Below are 16,886 nucleotides of genomic sequence, written 5' to 3'. Positions count from 1 at the left end.
CACCTGGCGGTGCCGGGCCCAGCGCCGCGCCGCCGACTTTCTGCGGCGCATTCCTTTTGCCCTCACGCACTCTGACAGCCGCCTTCCCGTGGTGGTGTACCGCCACTCGTCGCTGATCTGCCGCACGCTGGGCCAGGTGGATCCGGTGCTGCAGAAAAACAAAGCGGTGAACCTGGCCCTGGCCGCGCCCCGGGTGGACGGCATTCTGCTGCGCCCGGGCGAGACCTTTTCTTTCTGGCGCCTGGTGGGGCCGTGCACCGCGCGGCGGGGCTACCGCACAGGGCTGATCATCAAGCAGGGACGGCCGGACCGGGACATCGGCGGCGGCATGTGCCAGTTTACCAACCTTTTGCACTGGATGGTGCTGCACACGCCTTTGACCGTGACCGAGTACCATCATCACGACGGAGTGGACCTGTTCCCGGACTTCGGCCGCAAGGTACCCTTCGGCACCGGGACCTCCATTTTGTACAATTATCTGGACTACCGGGTGCGCAACGACACCCCCGACACCTGGCAGCTGTGCGTGTGGTTGGAGGGCGGCTATCTGTGCGGCGAGATCCGGTGCAGCGCAGCCCAGCCGGTGAAGTATCATGTGCGCGCCCAAAACGAAGCCTTCGTGCAGGAGGCGGACGGCGTGTACCGGGTGAACGACATTGTGCGCACCTGCGTGGACAAGCGCACGGGCAACACATTGGACCGGCAGCTTCTCAAACACAACCACGCCCGCGTGCAGTACGATGTGTCCGCCCTGGATCTGCAGCCCGCTGGACAGGATTTTTCCGCCGGGGTATAATATTTTCAGGGCCGCGGCACAGCGGCCGTGAAAGAAGGAAATGCCAATGGGCAGAAAATTCGGCCGGAAACGGCAATTCAAAATGCAGCCGGTGGGGCTGGAACACCTCACCCAATATAACCAGCTTCTCCGCTATGTGTTTCAGGTCACCGACCAGGAGCTGAAGGAGATCGGCTGGGAAGAAAAAGACATGATGCGCGCCAAGTCCCCCACGCTGGAACGGGCGGACGTGCTGGGCTGGTTCGACGGTGACAAGCTGATCTCTCAGGTGGCCGTATACCCCATGAAAGTGCGCATTTTCGGCCACACCTACGACATGGGCGGCCTGACGGGCGTGGGCACCTATCCCGAGTACTCCGGCCAGGGGCTGATGCACAAGCTGCTGTATCAGGCGCTGACCAACATGCGCGGGCGGGGGCAGACCATCTCCTACCTGTTCCCCTATTCCATCCCCTATTACCGCCGCAAGGGCTGGGAGATCATCTCCGACAAGATCTCCTTCGAGATCAACGATTATCAGCTTCCCAAAAGCCGGCCGGTATCCGGCGAAGTGGTGCGCGTGGACGTGGACGGACCGGAAGTGCGGGACACCTACCACCGCTTTGCCCTGCAGACCCACGGCGCTCTGATTCGGGACGATCTGGCCTGGAACGAGTACTTCCTGTGGGACCCCGACGATATGATGGCCGCTGTGTATTACAACGACGAGGGAATTTCCACCGGGTACGTGATGTACCGCATTGTGGACGATGTGTTCCACGTCAAGGACATGGTGTTCATGAACGAAGAGGCCCGCAGCGGGCTGTGGAACTTCATCGGCGCGCACTTCTCCATGATCTCCAAGGTGGAGGGCGACATTTTCACCGATGAGCCCCTGGCCTTTTTGCTGGAGGATGCAGACATCAAGGAGACCATCTCTCCTTACTACATGGCCCGCATCGTGGACGTGGAAGGGTTCATCCGTCAGTACCCCTTCAAACCCGACACCGCCGACCGCCGGTGGGTGTTCCAGCTGGAGGACCCGCTGCTGAGCTGGAACCAGGGGACCTTTGAACTGGAGATCGGCGCCGACGGCCGGGGCAGCATCCGCCGGGTCAGCTGCAAGTGTGCCGACCGCACCAATATTCAGACGCTGACCACCATGCTCCTGGGCTACAAGCGGCCGGATTACCTGCACAAGATCGGCCGGCTGGTGTGCGCGCCGGACACGGTGCACATGCTGGAAGACGCCATCGAACAGCAGACCCCCTTCTTCTCCGACTATTTCTGATTTTGCCCGGCTCTGCACAGCTTTTGCAGAGCCGGATTTTTGTTGCCAAAATGCCCAGCCGGGCCCCGTGATTTGTGAAAAATTTGTCATGCCGACACTTGCTAAAAATCCCCCAAAGCACTATAATATAAGATGTATGAGCATCAGAAATGCTGCTCACCCAAATTTTTGCGAGAAAGGGAGTTAAACCAATGAGCACTCTTGGCAAAAAAACCGTAGAAGATATTGACGTAAAGGGCAAAAACGTACTGGTCCGCTGCGACTTCAACGTTCCCATGAAGGACGGCGTGATCACCAACGACAACCGCATCGTGGCGGCTCTGCCCACCATTAAAAAACTGATCGAGAACGGCGGCCGTCTGGTTCTGTGCAGCCATCTGGGCAAACCCAAGAACGGACCGGAAGAGAAATTCAGCCTGGCGCCTGTGGCTGTGCGCCTGAGCGAACTGCTGGGCAAAGAAGTTGTGTTCGCCAACGATGACAACGTGACCGGCGAAAACGCCAAGGCCGCTGTGGCCGCCATGAAGGACGGCGACGTGGTCCTGCTGCAGAACACCCGTTTCCGCAAAGAAGAGACCAAGAACCTGCCGGAGTTCTCCAAAGACCTGGCGGACCTGGTGGGCGAGAACAGCGCTTACGTGAACGATGCCTTCGGCTCCGCGCACCGTGCGCACTGCTCCACCGCCGGCGTGACCGACTATATCAAGACCACCGCTGTGGGCTACCTGATGGAAAAAGAGATCCGTTACCTGGGCAACGCGGTCAATGACCCCGTGCGTCCCTTCGTGGCCATTCTGGGCGGCGCAAAAGTGGCGGACAAGCTGAGCGTGATCGAGAACCTGCTGAACAAGGTGGACACGCTGATCATCGGCGGCGGCATGGCTTACACCTTCCTGAAAGCCCAGGGCAACGAAGTGGGCAAGAGCCTGGTGGACGACGAGAAGCTGGACTACTGCAAAGAGATGCTGAAAAAAGCCCAGGAGAAGGGCGTGCAGCTGCTGCTGCCGGTGGACACCACCGTGGCGCCCGCCTTCCCCGACCCCATTGACGCCGAAATTGCTGTGAGCTATGTGGATGCGGACAAGATCCCCGCAGACATGATGGGTCTGGACATCGGTCCCAAGACGCAGGAGCTGTTCAGCCAGGCGGTCAAGGCTGCCAAGACCGTTGTCTGGAACGGCCCCATGGGCGTGTTCGAGAACCCGGTTCTGGCCGCGGGCACCAAAGCGGTGGCCAAGGCTCTGGCCGAGACCGACGCGACCACGGTCATCGGCGGCGGCGACTCTGCCGCGGCTGTGATGCAGCTGGGCTATGCGGACAAGATGACCCACATCTCCACGGGCGGCGGCGCTTCCCTGGAGTATCTGGAGGGCAAAGTTCTGCCCGGCATCGACTGCATCGCCAACGCATAACGTTCTTTCAAAAAGAGGCTGCCTGCCGCACGCGGCAGCCTCTTTTCAGTGTAAAAAATACAAGGGAAAGAGGAAACAAGTATGAATAAAGCGACCCGTAAGGCCATCATTGCCGGCAACTGGAAAATGAACAAGACCGCCACCGAGGCGGCCGAACTGATCGACGCGCTGATCCCCGCCGTGAAAGACGCGGACTGTGAAGTGGTCATCTGCACGCCCTTCACCAGCCTGGTGACGGCGGTGGAAAAATGCAAGGGCACCAACATCCATGTGGGCGCCGAGAACGTGCACTTCGAGAAATCCGGTGCTTTCACCGGCGAGATCTCTGCCGACATGCTGGTGGACCTGGGTGTGGAGTATGTGATCACCGGTCACTCCGAGCGCCGTCAGTACTTTGCCGAGACCGACGAGACCGTGAACAAGCGCACCAAAGCCGCTCTGGAAGCCGGCCTGAAAGTCATCGTGTGCGTGGGCGAGAGCCTGGCGCAGCGCGAGCAGGGCGTCACCGAAGAGCTGGTCCGCATGCAGACCAAGATCGCTCTGGGCGGCGTCAGCGCCGAAGAGATGAAGCGCGTGGTCATCGCCTATGAGCCGGTTTGGGCCATCGGCACCGGCCGCACCGCCACCGCCGACCAGGCGCAGGAAGTGTGCGCGGCCATCCGCAAAGTGCTGGGTGAACTGTACGGTGAAGAAGTGGCCGAGGCTACCACGGTGCAGTACGGCGGCAGCATGAACGCCGGCAACGCAGACGAACTGCTGAGCAAAAAAGACGTGGACGGCGGCCTGATCGGCGGCGCTTCCCTGAAAGCGGACGCCTTCGGCGCCATTGTGGCTGCGGCCAGCAAATAAACAATTCAGAAAGGAATCTGCAATACCTATGGCTAAAAGACCTTTGCTTCTCTGCATTCTGGACGGCTTCGGCTGGGTCCCCAACGAGACCTACGGCAACGCCATCGTAGCCGCCAAAACCCCCAACCTGGATAAGCTGTTCGCCAGCTGCCCCCACACCACCATCGGCGCCTCCGGCATGAACGTGGGCCTGCCCGACGGCCAGATGGGCAACAGCGAGGTGGGCCACACCAACATCGGTGCGGGCCGCATCGTTTATCAGGAGCTGACCCGCATCACCAAATCCATTCAGGACGGCGACTTCTTCAAAAACGAGGCCCTGTGCGGCGCAGTGGACAGCGCCAAGGCTTCCGGCAAGGCGCTGCACCTGATCGGCCTGGTGTCCAACGGCGGCGTTCACAGCCACAACGAACACCTGTACGGCCTGCTGGAGCTGGCCAAACGCGCCGGCCTGACCGAGGTATATGTCCATGCCATCATGGACGGCCGCGACGTTCCGCCCGATTCCGGCAAGGGCTTCATTGAAGAGCTGCTGGCCAAGATGGATGAGATCGGCGTGGGCAAAATTGCCACCATCACCGGCCGTTACTACGCCATGGACCGTGACAACCGCTGGGACCGCGTGGAGAAAGCCTATGCGGCCATGGTGTACGGCGAAGGCGTGAAGGGCGCGCCCGTGGATGTGATGACGAACAGCTACGCCGAGGGCGTCACCGACGAGTTTGTGGTGCCCGCCGTGACCTGCGAGGGCGGCCGCGTCAGCGAGGGCGACAGCATTGTGTTCTTCAACTTCCGCCCGGACCGTGCCCGTGAGATCACCCGCACCTTTGTGGACCCGGATTTCACCGGTTTCGAGCGCAAAAAGGGCTTCTTCCCGGTGCATTATGTGTGCTTCACCCAGTACGACGCCACCATGCCCAACGTGGACGTGGCCTTCAAACCCCAGGTGCTGACCAACGTGATGGGCGAGTATCTGGCCAAAAACGGCAAGACCCAGCTGCGCATTGCCGAGACCGAGAAATACGCTCATGTGACGTTCTTCTTCAACGGCGGCGTGGAAGCTCCCTTCGAGGGTGAGGACCGCGCCCTGATCAACAGCCCCAAGGTGGCCACCTACGACCTGCAGCCGGAGATGAGCGCTTACCTGGTGGCGGACGAGTGCGTCAAGCGCATCGAAAGCGACAAATACGACGTGATCATTCTGAACTTTGCCAACTGCGACATGGTGGGTCACACCGGCGTGTTCGAAGCGGCGGTCAAGGCTGTGGAGGCCGTGGACGCCTGCGCGGGCAAAGTGATCGACGCGGTGCTGGCCAAGGGCGGCGCGGTTCTGCTGACCGCTGACCACGGCAACGCGGACAAGATGTACGACGAGGACCCCGAGCATCCCTTTACCGCACACACCACCAACCCCGTTCCCTTCCTGGTGGCGGGCCTGGGTGATGTGAAGCTGCGTGAGGGCGGCGTTCTGGCGGACATCGCGCCCACCATGCTGAAAATTCTGGAGCTGCCTCAGCCCCAGGAGATGACCGGCAAGAGCATCATCGAATAAACATTTTTTACAAGGCGGCGGGCACCAAAGACCGCCGCCTTGTTTGGCAAAGAAAAAGGTCCGGGCACTGTGCGCCTGGACCTTTTTTTCGTTAAAACTTCCGTCCCGGACGGGACAGTTTTTCCAAACAGGCGGCCTTCACCGCCACTCTCCACCTGGGCCGGGCGCCTGTGCGTCAGAAATCCGGTTCATGCTCCTTGAAAAAGTCCCGGTACACCCGCACATTCTCCAGTTCCGTCCACGGAGCCGTGGCTGCGGGAGTTCGGTCCAAATCGTAGATCTTTGCACCGGGCAGTGCCAAAAGGAAGGGCGAATGCGTGGCCAGCACAAACTGACAGCCGAAAAACCGGGCCGAATCCGCCAGAAACGCAGCCAGTTCCCGCTGGCGGGCGGGCGACAGGCTGTTCTCTGGCTCGTCCAGCAGGTACAGTCCCTTCTCCGTGATCTTCTCCGTAAAATACCAGAATGCGCTCTCCCCGTTGGAGCGGGTGCGCACGTTGCCCATCAGGTGTGTCCGGGTATAGCGGGACTGGCTGTGCCGCCGGGCGTCGTTCATTTGTTTGAGGCGGTCGTAATCTTCCAGCGAACGCATTTGAAAACGGGCATGCTTCGCGTCCAAATACTCTTCGAACACCTGCTGCCGTTTTGTATCGATGCCCTCGTTCAGGCTGCGCACGTCCAGCATGTAGTCGAACACATCGTCGCTGGTGAGCACGCATACATGCTCCGCGCGCCGCCAGACGCCCTGCGCCCGGCACCGCTCCACATACTGCCCCCAGAAAGACGTGCGGTTGTAAGGGGCCGAGCGCTGCGCGCCCACCACGTCGGCAATGACGTTCAGCGCCGTGGTCTTTCCGCTTCCGTTGCCGCCGTAAAAGATGGTCACCGGCTCAAAACTTACCCGGTCCAGCTCCTTGCTTCCCAGCACGCCGAAGGGGTAAAAAGAGTCGTAGCAGGTTCGCTTTTCCGCTGAACAAACATGCCATTCCGTGTCCTCATCCGGAAAGGAAAAACGCTCCAGATACAGCACCGCGCTGCCTCCTTTGAAAAAAAGCGCGCTCGAACCCAAGCGCGCTGTGTTTTAAATTTTTTCCTTCTGCCAGGTCAGCGCGTCCACAATGGCGCTGACCTCAGAGGGCGAAAGCGTTTCCCGCTCGGCCCGGATGGCTTTGCGCAGCGCTTCATCGCCCACAAAAATGCGGCTGTCCCGCACGCTGACACGGGCGTTTTTGCTGGCAAAATACACCATCTGGCGCACCGGACACTTGCAGCCCGCTTCCCGCAGCACCTGCTCCAGAATGGACGCCTGCCGCTCCACCTGAAGCAGCGGGTTCTTCATGTGCTTGGTGCCCCGGCGCTTGGTCTGGCTCCACCATTCGTCCTGGGGGCGCCCGGTGATCACGCCCGTATGGTTTTTGGTTTCCACAATGCACACGCCGTTTTTGCCGATGACCACCGCGTCCAGTTCCGCCTTGCGGCCGTTGATGTAATACACCGGATTGGACACCACATGATAGGAATAGGGCAGCACCTTCAGCGCATCCACCGCCTGCTTTTCCCCTTCGATGCCGCTTTTCAAAATCTCGCTTCGGTTGCCGAACACCCGAAACAGCACCGCACCCACAGCGGCACAGGCCAGCGCCGCATATAAAACAGGCTGCAGCGGCTGTTTCTGAACCAGGCCGACCACATACCAGACAGCCAGCGCTGCAGGCACCAGCACACACAGAGCCTGCCCGGCCAGAAAACCGGCCCGCTTGCCGGCATTCGCATTGTGTTTTTTGTGAAGAATCGCCATAAAATCTCGTTACTCCGTCTTAAATTGATAAACTGTGGTCTCGTGATACTCCTCGTCCGGCACAAGTGTCACCGAGGGGAACTCCGGATGAGAGGGTGTGCACGGGAAGTGCTGGGTCTCCAGGCAGAAGCCCTGATGTTTTGTGTGGGGCTTGCCGTTTTTGCCGGGGACACCGTCGTTTGCCAAAAAGTTTCCGGTGTACAGCTGCACGCCCGGCTGGGTGGTGTACATCTCCATGCGGATGCCGCTGACCGGGCTTTTGGCGATGGCGCCCAGCGCCAGCATTCCGCCGTCCTTGTTCAGCACAAAGTTGTGGTCGTAGCCGCTGGCCATGCGCAGCTGCTCGTCGCCGCAGTCCATATCCCGGCCGATGGCTTTGGGCTTTGTAAAGTCCATGGGCGTACCCCGCACCGGCAGAATGCGGCCGGTGGGGCAGGTTTCGGCATTGCCCTCGGTGAAGCGGTCCGCGTCCAGCCAGAGTTCCTGGTGGAGCACGTCGCCGCTGTCGCATCCGTCCAGATTGAAATAGGTGTGATTGGTCAGGTTGATGATGGTGGGCGCGTCGGTGACGGCGGTATAATCCATCACCAAAGCGTTGTCATCCGTCAGCTTATAGGTGACGGTGATGTCCATGTTGCCGGGGAACCCGTCGTCCCCGTCGGGGCTGCGGCCTGTGAGCACCAGGCTGTCGTCCACAATGCTGCCCTGATACGTCAGCCGGCCGAAAGTGCCATGCAGATGGTTGGCCCCGTCGTTGGGCTCCAGATAATAGGTTTTTCCGTTCAGGGTGAACTGCGCCTTCTCAATGCGGTTGGCATACCGGCCCACAAACGATCCCAGCGACGCAGTGCCCGCCTCGTAGTCGGCCAGCTCCCGGTAGCCCAGAACCACGTCCCGCAGCACGCCCCCGTTGTCCGGCACCCAAACGTTGGTGACAATGCAGCCGTACTCAATGACGCACACTTTCATCCCGTTGGCATTTTCCAAGGTATACTGATAAATTTCCGCACCGGCTTTTGTGCGGCCGTAATACTTGCTGGTGATCGACATGGCGGCGCCCCCTCTGAAAGCATTTATTCTATTATGGTAACGCATTTTCGTGCAAAAAACAAGCATTTCGCACGGCTTGTGCCCCGGGTCCCGCTTATGCTATATTGAAGAAAAAAGAAGGGACGGTGACCTTTCATGGAGCAGAAGGCCTCTGTTTTTCGGAGTTTGTATCATCATTTCGGCATTTTGGAGCTGAACGAGCAACTGCGGCAGGCAGTCCGTTCGTTTCCCGGTGCGCAGGAAGGGGACCACGTTCTGGTCTACGGCTATATCGACCGCAGCGCCGGCCTGACGCTGGAAGTGCTGGCCACCGGCCACTTGGACGGGCAGCGCATGTCTTTTTTCAATCTTCCGGACGACTGCCGCCTGTTTTTCCGCTTTTCCGCTGTCAGCGAATGCGGCTTTTTGCGGTTGGAACAGGAAGAGAAAGCGCTGCGCGAACGCTTCGCGCAAGCGCTGGAGAGGCTGCACGATTACGACGCCGACCAAAAGCTGGAGGCGCTGCGCGATCTGCGTCTTCTGGACCCGCACCGGCACCCCGCTTTCCCGGACGATGTTCTGGTGTTTCTGACCGGAGATGGCGTGCAGCCCGAAGGCTGCTGGCTGCGCCTGCAGGAGCGCCAGGAAGACTTTGTGCTGGGCTCTTTGCTGAATGAGCCCAATCAAAACTTCATCTGCCACAAAGGCGATGTTCTGCTGTTCCGCCTTCCTGCCCGCCCCCAGGATGCGCTGGTCTGTCCGGTGGATCTGGACGGATCTTTTTCCTGAAGCACAAAAACGGGCGGGGCCGCACAGCCCCGCCCGTTTTGTTTATCCCGCTGCCAGCACTGCGTCCCGCAGGCGCTGTGCGGCTGCACAGGTGGCCTCTTTGTCGCCGAAACCCGTCAGCCGGAAGTACCCTTCTCCGCCGGGGCCGAACCCCGCGCCCGGGGTTCCCACGATGCGGGCGCGCTCCAGCAAATAGTCAAAAAACTGCCAGGAGTCCATCCCGCCGGGACACTGCATCCACACATAGGGGCTGTTCTCGCCGCCGCAGCAGAACACCCCTGTGCCCTTCAGCGCCCTGCGCAGCGTTTGGGCGTTGGCCCGGTAATAGGCAACCGCCTGCATGCAGGCTGCACGGCCCGCGTCGGACAGCGCCGCCTGCGCCGCCCGCTGCACCGGATAAGGCACGCCGTTGTATTTGGTGGACTGGCGGCGCAGCCACAGATCCCGCAGGCGGACGCCCCGGCACTCCAGCTGACGGGGCACCACGGTGTAGCCGAACCGAAGGCCGGTGAAGCCTGCCGATTTGGACAGCGAACCGATCTCCACCGCACAGCGCCGGGCGCCCTCGATCTCGAAAATACTGCGCGGAAGGGTGTCGTCCCGGATGAAGGCCTCATAGGCCGCGTCGAACAGGATCACCGCGCCCCGCTCCAGGGCGTACTCCACCCAGGCGGTCAGCTGCGCCCGGGTGTACACCGCCCCGGTGGGATTGCCCGGGCTGCACAGGTAGATGATGTCCCCGTCCTGTCCGTCCGGGCCGGGCAAAAAACCGTTCTCCCGGGTGCCCTGCACAAAGCGGACCGGGTGCCCGGCCATGAGGCTGATGTCCCCGTACACCGGATATCCCGGGTCCGGCACCCGCGCGACGTTGTCCGGGCCGAACAGGTCCATCCATCCGCCCAGGTCGCTTTTGGCTCCGTCGGACAGAAAGATCTCCTCTTCCTCCACCAGTACGCCCCGGCGGGCGTACTGGTCCCGGACTGCCCGCCGGGCGAAGGGATACCCCTGTTCCGGCCCATAGCCGCGAAAGGTTTCCGGCCGGGCCATCTCGTCGGCGGCGCGGTGCAGAGCCTGCACCACGGGCGATGCCAGAGGCAGCGTCACGTCTCCGATGCCCAGCCGCGTCAATTCCACATCCGGATGCTTTTCCGCAAAAGCGGCGACCTTGCGCCCTACGCCCGAAAACAGATAGCTGGGCGCAAGGCGCTGGAAATTCCGGTTCAATTCCAACCGGACCGCCCCCTTTCTGCGCCGGGTGTGCCCCGGCCCTGCCCTTACAGTTCGATTTCGCCGGTGAACACCCGGGCCGCGTCGCCGGTGAGCGTCATCCCCTCCTGCGTCCAGCACACGCTCAGGGCGCCGCCGGGCAGTTCCACGCGCACCTCCTGGCCCATGGGCACGCGCCCGGTGCGCACAGCCGCCGCCACCGCCGCGCAGGCCCCGCTGCCGCAGGCCATGGTCTCACCGCTGCCCCGCTCCCACACGCGCATGCGCAGGCTCAGCGGGCCGGTCTGCTGAACAAACTCCGCGTTCACTCCCTGGCCGAACAGCCCGCAGCGTGCAAACCCCGGGCCCATTCGGTCCAGTTCCGCCCGAAAAACATCCGGCACGAACACCACACAGTGGGGATTTCCCATAGACAAACAGGTGGCGCGCACAGCGCCGCCGTTCACTTCGATCAGCTCCTCCACCACGGGCCGGGTGCGGCCGCGCAGAAACACCGCCGCGGGCGAGAAATCCGGCTGGCCCATCTCCACCCGCAGAAGGCCCGGGGCCAGCCGCTCTACGGTGCGAACCCCCGCCAGCGTTTCCACACGGGCGATGTTGCCTTCCACAAGGCCGTTCAGAAACAGATATTCCGCCGCGCAGCGCACACCGTTGCCGCACATCCGCCCCTCGCTGCCGTCCGCGTTGAAAATGCGCATTTTCACATCCGCTTTGCCGGAGTCCTCCAGCAGAATCAGCCCGTCGGCTCCCACGCCCGTGTGCCGGTCCGACAGGCGCACGGCCGCCAGTTCCGGGTTGGGCAGGGGTGCGGACGGCCGCACATACAGATAATCGTTTTTGCACCCCTGCATCTTGGTGAATTTCAGCTTCATAAAACCATCAGCGCTCCCTTGCCGGTTTTTGCTTTTTTCCGAAAAAAGCCTTCTTTCCAATGTATGGCCGGACGTTTTTTTGTGTGAATGGCAAAAAAAAGGGCAGGCGGGGAATTTCCTCCCCGCCTGCTTTTGGGGTATTGGTTCACAGCGTAATATACTGGTCGCGCTCCGCGCCCACCGATACATAGCGGATCTTCACGCCCACGGCCTCTTCCAGGAAACGGATGTACTCCATGGCCTGTGCGGGCAGCTCTTCCTTGGTGCGGCAGCCGGAAATATCCTGTTTCCAGCCGGGCATCATCTTGTTGATGGGCTTGGCCTGCTCCAGCACGTCCCCGTAGGGGAAGTCGTGGATCTCCTTTCCGTCCAGCTCGTAAGCAACGGTGACGGGGATCTGATCCAGATCGTCCAGAATGTCCAGCTTGGTCAGGGCGATCTCGTCGGCGCCCTGGGCGCGGCAGCCGTAGCGGCTGGCCACCACATCAAAGGGACCCACACGGCGGGGACGGCCCGTGGCCGCGCCGTATTCGCCGCCGGCCCGGCGCAGCTTCTCGGCCTCTTCCCCGAACAGTTCGCAGGTGAAGGGGCCCTCGCCCACGCAGGAAGAATAGGCCTTCATGATGCCGATGTTCAAATCGATTTTGTGGTTGGGGATGCCCGCTCCCACCGGCGCATAAGCGCCGATCACATTGGAAGAGGACGTGTAGGGATAGATGCCGAAATCAATATCCCGCAGAGCGCCCAGCTGTGCTTCGAACAGGATGTTCTTGCCGGCCTTGGCCGCCGTGTCCAGATACAGGCCCGCGTCGCACACATACGGTTTGAGCACATCGCCGTATTTCTGCAGCCAGGCCCACATGTCGTCCACGCTGACCGGCTCTTTGCCGTACACGCCGGTGATGGTCAGATTTTTGTAGGCCACGATGTCCGCCAGGCGCTTTTTCGTGGTCTCCGGATGGAACAAATCGCCCATCCGCAGCGCTTTTTTCATATATTTGTCCCCGTACACGGGCGCGATGCCCCGGCGGGTGGAACCGTACTTGGCATCGGCCAGGCGGTCCTCTTCATAGCAGTCCAGCAGCTTGTGATAGGGCATGCAGATGACGGCGCGCTCGGAAATTTTCAGATTGTCCGGGCTGATGGCAATGCCGCCCTTGCGCAGATTTTCGATCTCATGCACCAGATGCTCCAAATCGATGACCATGCCGTTGCCCATGACATTGACCGTGGTCTCCCGCAAAATGCCCGAAGGCAACAGGTTCAGGATGAACTTTCCTCGCTCATTGACCACCGTGTGGCCCGCATTGTTTCCGCCCTGGTAGCGCACCACAATGTCGTAGTCCCGGCTGAGCAGGTCTACCATGCGACCCTTTCCCTCGTCGCCCCAGTTGATTCCCGTGATTGCAGTCAGCATACTTTCTACTCCTTTTCCTAAAAACGGCGGCGTTCCGCCAAAAACCTCTACAGTGTTTAATATTACCACACAAGGTGCGAAAACACCATGCGCACACTGGAAAAATGCGCGGGGGCTGCGCAAAAAAATTTCGGTGAAAACGCCGGATTTCCGGGTGCCGAAGGGTTTGAAAATATTTTGTGAATCTTCTTGACAATGCTCGGAAAACACGCTATAAAATTTATAGACTATCCGTCCCGATCCTGCTGCGGGCAGGCGGGCAATTCGATGGAGGGAATAAAAATGATTTTTGAGCGCGTGCGTGAGATCATTTGCAGTCAGCTTGACCTGGATGAAGACCGCGTGACCATGGATTCCAACATTCTGGAAGATTTCGACGCCGACAGCCTGGACCTGGTGGACCTGGTGATGAGCTTTGAGGACGAATTCGGCATCGAGGTGCCGGACGACCAGACCGAGAACTTCCACACGGTTGGCGACATCGTCCGTTACATTGAAGAGAACACCTGATTTTCGGACCCTTCAGCCCCCGTTTCCAGGGGGCTTTTGAATTTGCCCCCTTCCGGGGGCGCGTGAGTGAGGAGAACACATGAAAGACAACAAGAAAATGGTGGAGGCCATCACCCCCATCAACGAAGACTTTGCCCAGTGGTACACCGACATCTGCCTGAAAGCGGAGCTGGTGGATTATTCCGCGGTGAAGGGCTGCGTTATCCTGCGCCCTTACGGCTATGCCATTTGGGAGAACATCCAGAAACTGCTGGACGCGCGCTTTAAAGCCACCGGCCACGAGAACGTGGCCATGCCCATCTTCATCCCCGAAAGCCTGCTGCAGAAGGAAAAGGACCACGTGGAGGGCTTTGCCCCGGAAGTGGCCTGGGTGACCATGGGCGGCAGCGAGCAGCTGGAGGACCGGCTGTGCGTGCGCCCCACTTCGGAGACGCTGTTCTGCGACCATTTTGCCCACGTGCTGCATTCCTGGCGCGATCTGCCCATGAAGTACAACCAGTGGTGCAGCGTGGTCCGCTGGGAAAAGACCACCCGCCCCTTCCTGCGCAGCCGTGAGTTCTGGTGGCAGGAGGGCCACACCATTCACGAGACCGCCGAAGAGGCCATTGCCGAGACCGAGCAGCAGCTGAACACCTACGCGGAATTCTGCGAGGAAGAGCTGAACATCCCGGTATTGAAAGGCAAAAAGACCGACAAGGAGAAATTTGCCGGTGCCGAGGCCACATACACCATCGAGGCCATGATGCACGACGGCAAGGCGCTGCAGTCCGGCACCAGCCACTACTTCGGCGACGGATTCTCCCGCGCCTTTGACGTGACCTTCACCGGCCGCGACAACACCCTGCAGTATCCGCATCAGACCAGCTGGGGCGTGTCCACCCGCCTGGTGGGCGCCATCATCATGACCCACGGCGACGACGAGGGCCTGATCCTGCCCCCGGCCGTGGCTCCCTATCAGGTGGTCATCGTGCCCGTGGCGGCCCACAAGCCCGGCGTCATGGAAAAAGCCGAGGAACTGCGCGCCCGCCTGTCCAAATTCTGCCGGGTGAAGCTGGACGCCAGCGATAACAGCCCGGGCTGGAAGTTTGCCCAGTGGGAGATGAAGGGCGTTCCCCTGCGCCTGGAGATCGGCCCCAAGGACATGGAAAAAGAGCAGTGCGTGCTGGTGCGCCGCACCGACCGGGAAAAGATGTTCACGCCGCTGGCCGACCTGGAGACGGTCATCCCCGAGCAGCTGGTCCACATCTCCAAACAGCTGTTTGACCGCGCGCTGGAAAACCGCAAAAACCGCACCTTCACCGCCACCACCATGGACGAAGTGATGGCCATTGCCGACAAAGAGAGCGGCTACATCAAAACCATGTGGTGCGGCGACGAGGCCTGCGAGGAACTGATGAAAGAAAAGGCCGGTCTGTCCAGCCGCTGCATGCCCTTCGAACAGGAGCATCTGTCCGACGTGTGCCCCTGCTGCGGAAAACCCGCCAAAACCATGGTGGTCTGGGGCAAAGCCTATTAAAAACAAACCCATTGGGGCGGCAGATCCTGTTCTGCCGCCTTTTTTCATACCCCGGAAAGGAGAATCCGCACCATGACGTTTCAGACCATCCGCAAGGCTGACTGGCCCCGCGCGGAATATTTCGCTCACTATTTTTCCGCCGTCCCCTGCACGTACAGCATGACGGCGAAGCTGGACATCCGCGCATGGCGAAAAAGCGGCCGCAAGCTGTACCCGGCCATGCTGCACGCCATCACGACCGTGGTCAACCGGCACGAGGAATTCCGCACGGCCATCGGCGCAGACGGCCAGCCGGGCATCTACAGCGACATGCTGCCCTGCTACACTGTTTTTCACAAAGACACGGAGACGTTTTCCAACCTGTGGACCCCGTATTTTGCCGACTACGACGCCTTTGCCGCCGCATACGAAGAGGATCTGCGCCGGTACGGACAGGTGCACCGCATGCTGGGCAAACCCAACCCGCCGGAAAACACCTTTCCCGTGTCCATGATCCCCTGGACGAGTTTCGACGGGTTCCAGCTGAATCTGCAGAAGGGCTACGATTATCTGCTTCCCATCTTCACCATGGGAAAACACACCGAACAGGACGGCGTGCTCCGGCTTCCGATTTCCGTTCAGGTGCACCACGCCGTGTGCGACGGGTTTCACCTGTGCCGGTTTTTGGGAGAACTCCAGGAGCTGCTGGACCGGTTGTGAGAACATGCTTGCAAAACCCGGAAAGGAGGTCTGACTGTGTTCGGCCTGTATCTTCACATCCCCTACTGCGCCGCCAAATGTCGGTACTGTGATTTTTATTCCGCCGCGTGCCGGGGCGGCGTGCCCGACGCCTACGTGGATGCTCTGTGCCGGGAGATGGACCGTTTTTCTCCCTGCGGGTCCACCCCCCTGCGGCCCGACACGCTGTATTTCGGCGGCGGCACCCCGTCGCTGCTGACGCCCGCCCAGACAGCCCGGCTGATCGATGCCGCCGGGCCCGTGCCCGGTGCGGAGATCACGCTGGAAGCCAATCCGGAGACCGTTTCGCCCCAAACCCTCGCAGCATACCGCCAGGCGGGCGTAAACCGCATTTCTTTCGGCGTTCAGAGCGCATCCGACGTCCAGCTTGCCCGGCTGGGAAGACGCCATACAGCGGCGCAGAGCCGCCTTGCGCTGCAATGGGCCCGTGAGGCCGGATTTGAGAACGTCAGCGGCGATGTGATGCTGGCTTTGCCCGGCTACACCCTGGACGAGATGAACGCCACGCTGGAGCTGCTGGCCGAAGGGGGCTGCACCCACATCAGCAGCTATCTTTTAAAAATCGAGCCGAACACCGTGTTCGGCCGCAAACCGCCGGAGAACCTGCCCGACGATGACGCGGCAGCGGACTTCTATCTGGCGGCCGTGGAACGGCTGGCGCAGCTGGGCTATGCCCAGTACGAGATCTCCAACTTCGCCCGGCCCGGCTTTGAGGGCCGCCACAACCGCAACTACTGGGAGTGCGGGGACTATCTGGGCCTGGGCCCCACGGCCCACAGCTGCATGGGGGGCCGGCGCTTTTACACACCTGCGGGCACGGCCGCCTTCTGCCGGACGCCGGCGGACTACACCGACGACGGGACCTGCACGGCCGAGGACTTTGTCATGCTGCAGCTGCGCCTGACTTCCGGGTTGTCTCTGGCCCGTCTGCGCCGGGAATGGGGCGTGGAGTGGGACGCAAAAAAGCGCGCCTTTGCGGCGCGCCTGTGTCAAAACGGGCTGGCCCGTCTGGAGGGAGACGTCTTTTCCCTGACGCCCCGGGGCATGCTGGTGCAGAACAGCATTCTGGTAGAACTGCTTTAAGAAAACGGGCGGCCCGCACACAGCGGGC

At 60.9% G+C, this 16,886-nt stretch carries 16 protein-coding genes; 10 read left to right on the top strand and 6 right to left on the bottom strand.

Features of this window, described 5'->3' with window-relative positions; translation table 11 throughout:
* Nucleotides 1-88 precede the first annotated feature (88 nt).
* The 5 genes from WMO24_RS06870 to gpmI all read left to right on the top strand — a co-directional run bounded on the left by WMO24_RS06870 (nucleotide 89) and on the right by gpmI (nucleotide 5,879).
* Nucleotides 89-796 carry a VanW family protein gene (locus tag WMO24_RS06870; protein ID WP_349215595.1) on the top strand — a complete coding sequence of 236 codons (708 nt, stop codon included), beginning with the start codon at nucleotides 89-91 and terminating at the stop codon, nucleotides 794-796.
* Between the two features lie 46 nt (nucleotides 797-842).
* Nucleotides 843-2,066: a GNAT family N-acetyltransferase gene (locus tag WMO24_RS06865; protein ID WP_349215593.1), complete on the top strand. Its 1,224-nt coding sequence runs from the start codon at nucleotides 843-845 to the stop codon at nucleotides 2,064-2,066.
* A 191-nt stretch (nucleotides 2,067-2,257) separates the two neighbouring features.
* Nucleotides 2,258-3,478: a phosphoglycerate kinase gene (locus tag WMO24_RS06860; protein ID WP_349215592.1), complete on the top strand. Its 1,221-nt coding sequence runs from the start codon at nucleotides 2,258-2,260 to the stop codon at nucleotides 3,476-3,478.
* 81 nt (nucleotides 3,479-3,559) lie between these two features.
* On the top strand, nucleotides 3,560-4,327 hold the full coding sequence (tpiA, locus tag WMO24_RS06855) for a triose-phosphate isomerase (protein WP_349215591.1): 768 nt from the start codon (nucleotides 3,560-3,562) through the stop codon (nucleotides 4,325-4,327).
* Between the two features lie 28 nt (nucleotides 4,328-4,355).
* Nucleotides 4,356-5,879, top strand: a complete 1,524-nt coding sequence (gpmI, locus tag WMO24_RS06850; RefSeq protein ID WP_349215589.1) for a 2,3-bisphosphoglycerate-independent phosphoglycerate mutase — start codon at nucleotides 4,356-4,358, stop codon at nucleotides 5,877-5,879.
* Nucleotides 5,880-6,054: 175 nt separating this feature from the next.
* Here the strand turns inward: gpmI and WMO24_RS06845 are convergent, their stop codons facing one another.
* Genes WMO24_RS06845 through WMO24_RS06835 form a run of 3 tightly spaced genes read right to left on the bottom strand, consistent with a single transcriptional unit; the run spans nucleotide 6,055 to nucleotide 8,727 of the window.
* On the bottom strand, nucleotides 6,055-6,909 hold the full coding sequence (locus WMO24_RS06845) for an AAA family ATPase (RefSeq protein ID WP_349215587.1): 855 nt from the start codon (nucleotides 6,907-6,909) through the stop codon (nucleotides 6,055-6,057).
* 51 nt (nucleotides 6,910-6,960) lie between these two features.
* Complete coding sequence (locus WMO24_RS06840; protein WP_349215585.1) at nucleotides 6,961-7,677, bottom strand: nuclease-related domain-containing protein; 717 nt, start codon at nucleotides 7,675-7,677, stop codon at nucleotides 6,961-6,963.
* A gap of 9 nt (nucleotides 7,678-7,686) precedes the next feature.
* Nucleotides 7,687-8,727, bottom strand: coding sequence for an aldose epimerase family protein (locus tag WMO24_RS06835; RefSeq protein WP_349215583.1), 1,041 nt, complete (start codon nucleotides 8,725-8,727; stop codon nucleotides 7,687-7,689).
* Nucleotides 8,728-8,862: 135 nt separating this feature from the next.
* Between WMO24_RS06835 and WMO24_RS06830 the strand changes: the two genes are divergently transcribed.
* A complete protein-coding gene (locus WMO24_RS06830) occupies nucleotides 8,863-9,495 on the top strand; it encodes a hypothetical protein (protein ID WP_349215582.1) in 633 nt (210 codons plus the stop codon).
* 42 nt (nucleotides 9,496-9,537) lie between these two features.
* Here WMO24_RS06830 and WMO24_RS06825 read toward each other — a convergent pair whose 3' ends face one another.
* From WMO24_RS06825 to WMO24_RS06815, 3 genes are all read right to left on the bottom strand, one after another.
* The gene (locus WMO24_RS06825; RefSeq protein ID WP_349215581.1) at nucleotides 9,538-10,725 is read right to left on the bottom strand and encodes an LL-diaminopimelate aminotransferase; all 1,188 of its coding nucleotides are present in this window, start codon (nucleotides 10,723-10,725) and stop codon (nucleotides 9,538-9,540) included.
* A 44-nt stretch (nucleotides 10,726-10,769) separates the two neighbouring features.
* Nucleotides 10,770-11,594 (bottom strand): diaminopimelate epimerase, encoded by an 825-nt coding sequence (gene dapF, locus WMO24_RS06820; protein WP_349215579.1) that lies wholly within the window; start codon nucleotides 11,592-11,594, stop codon nucleotides 10,770-10,772.
* Between the two features lie 145 nt (nucleotides 11,595-11,739).
* A complete protein-coding gene (locus tag WMO24_RS06815) occupies nucleotides 11,740-13,011 on the bottom strand; it encodes an adenylosuccinate synthase (protein ID WP_349215578.1) in 1,272 nt (423 codons plus the stop codon).
* 282 nt (nucleotides 13,012-13,293) lie between these two features.
* On the opposite strand from WMO24_RS06815, the gene WMO24_RS06810 reads away from it, so the two are divergent.
* From WMO24_RS06810 to hemW, 4 genes are all read left to right on the top strand, one after another.
* Complete coding sequence (locus WMO24_RS06810; RefSeq protein WP_349215577.1) at nucleotides 13,294-13,521, top strand: acyl carrier protein; 228 nt, start codon at nucleotides 13,294-13,296, stop codon at nucleotides 13,519-13,521.
* 79 nt (nucleotides 13,522-13,600) lie between these two features.
* Nucleotides 13,601-15,037 (top strand): proline--tRNA ligase, encoded by a 1,437-nt coding sequence (gene proS / locus WMO24_RS06805; RefSeq protein ID WP_349215575.1) that lies wholly within the window; start codon nucleotides 13,601-13,603, stop codon nucleotides 15,035-15,037.
* A 72-nt stretch (nucleotides 15,038-15,109) separates the two neighbouring features.
* Complete coding sequence (gene catA / locus WMO24_RS06800) at nucleotides 15,110-15,736, top strand: type A chloramphenicol O-acetyltransferase (RefSeq protein WP_349215573.1); 627 nt, start codon at nucleotides 15,110-15,112, stop codon at nucleotides 15,734-15,736.
* 36 nt (nucleotides 15,737-15,772) lie between these two features.
* Nucleotides 15,773-16,858 carry a radical SAM family heme chaperone HemW gene (gene hemW, locus WMO24_RS06795; RefSeq protein ID WP_349215572.1) on the top strand — a complete coding sequence of 362 codons (1,086 nt, stop codon included), beginning with the start codon at nucleotides 15,773-15,775 and terminating at the stop codon, nucleotides 16,856-16,858.
* Nucleotides 16,859-16,886: the final 28 nt, after the last annotated feature.

Origin of the sequence: Ruthenibacterium intestinale (assembly GCF_040096265.1) — a bacterium.
Classification (GTDB): domain Bacteria; phylum Bacillota; class Clostridia; order Oscillospirales; family Ruminococcaceae; genus Ruthenibacterium; species Ruthenibacterium komagatae.
The sequence above is the reverse complement of the archived record's forward strand: the minus strand, read 5'-3'. Positions and strand labels throughout refer to the sequence as shown.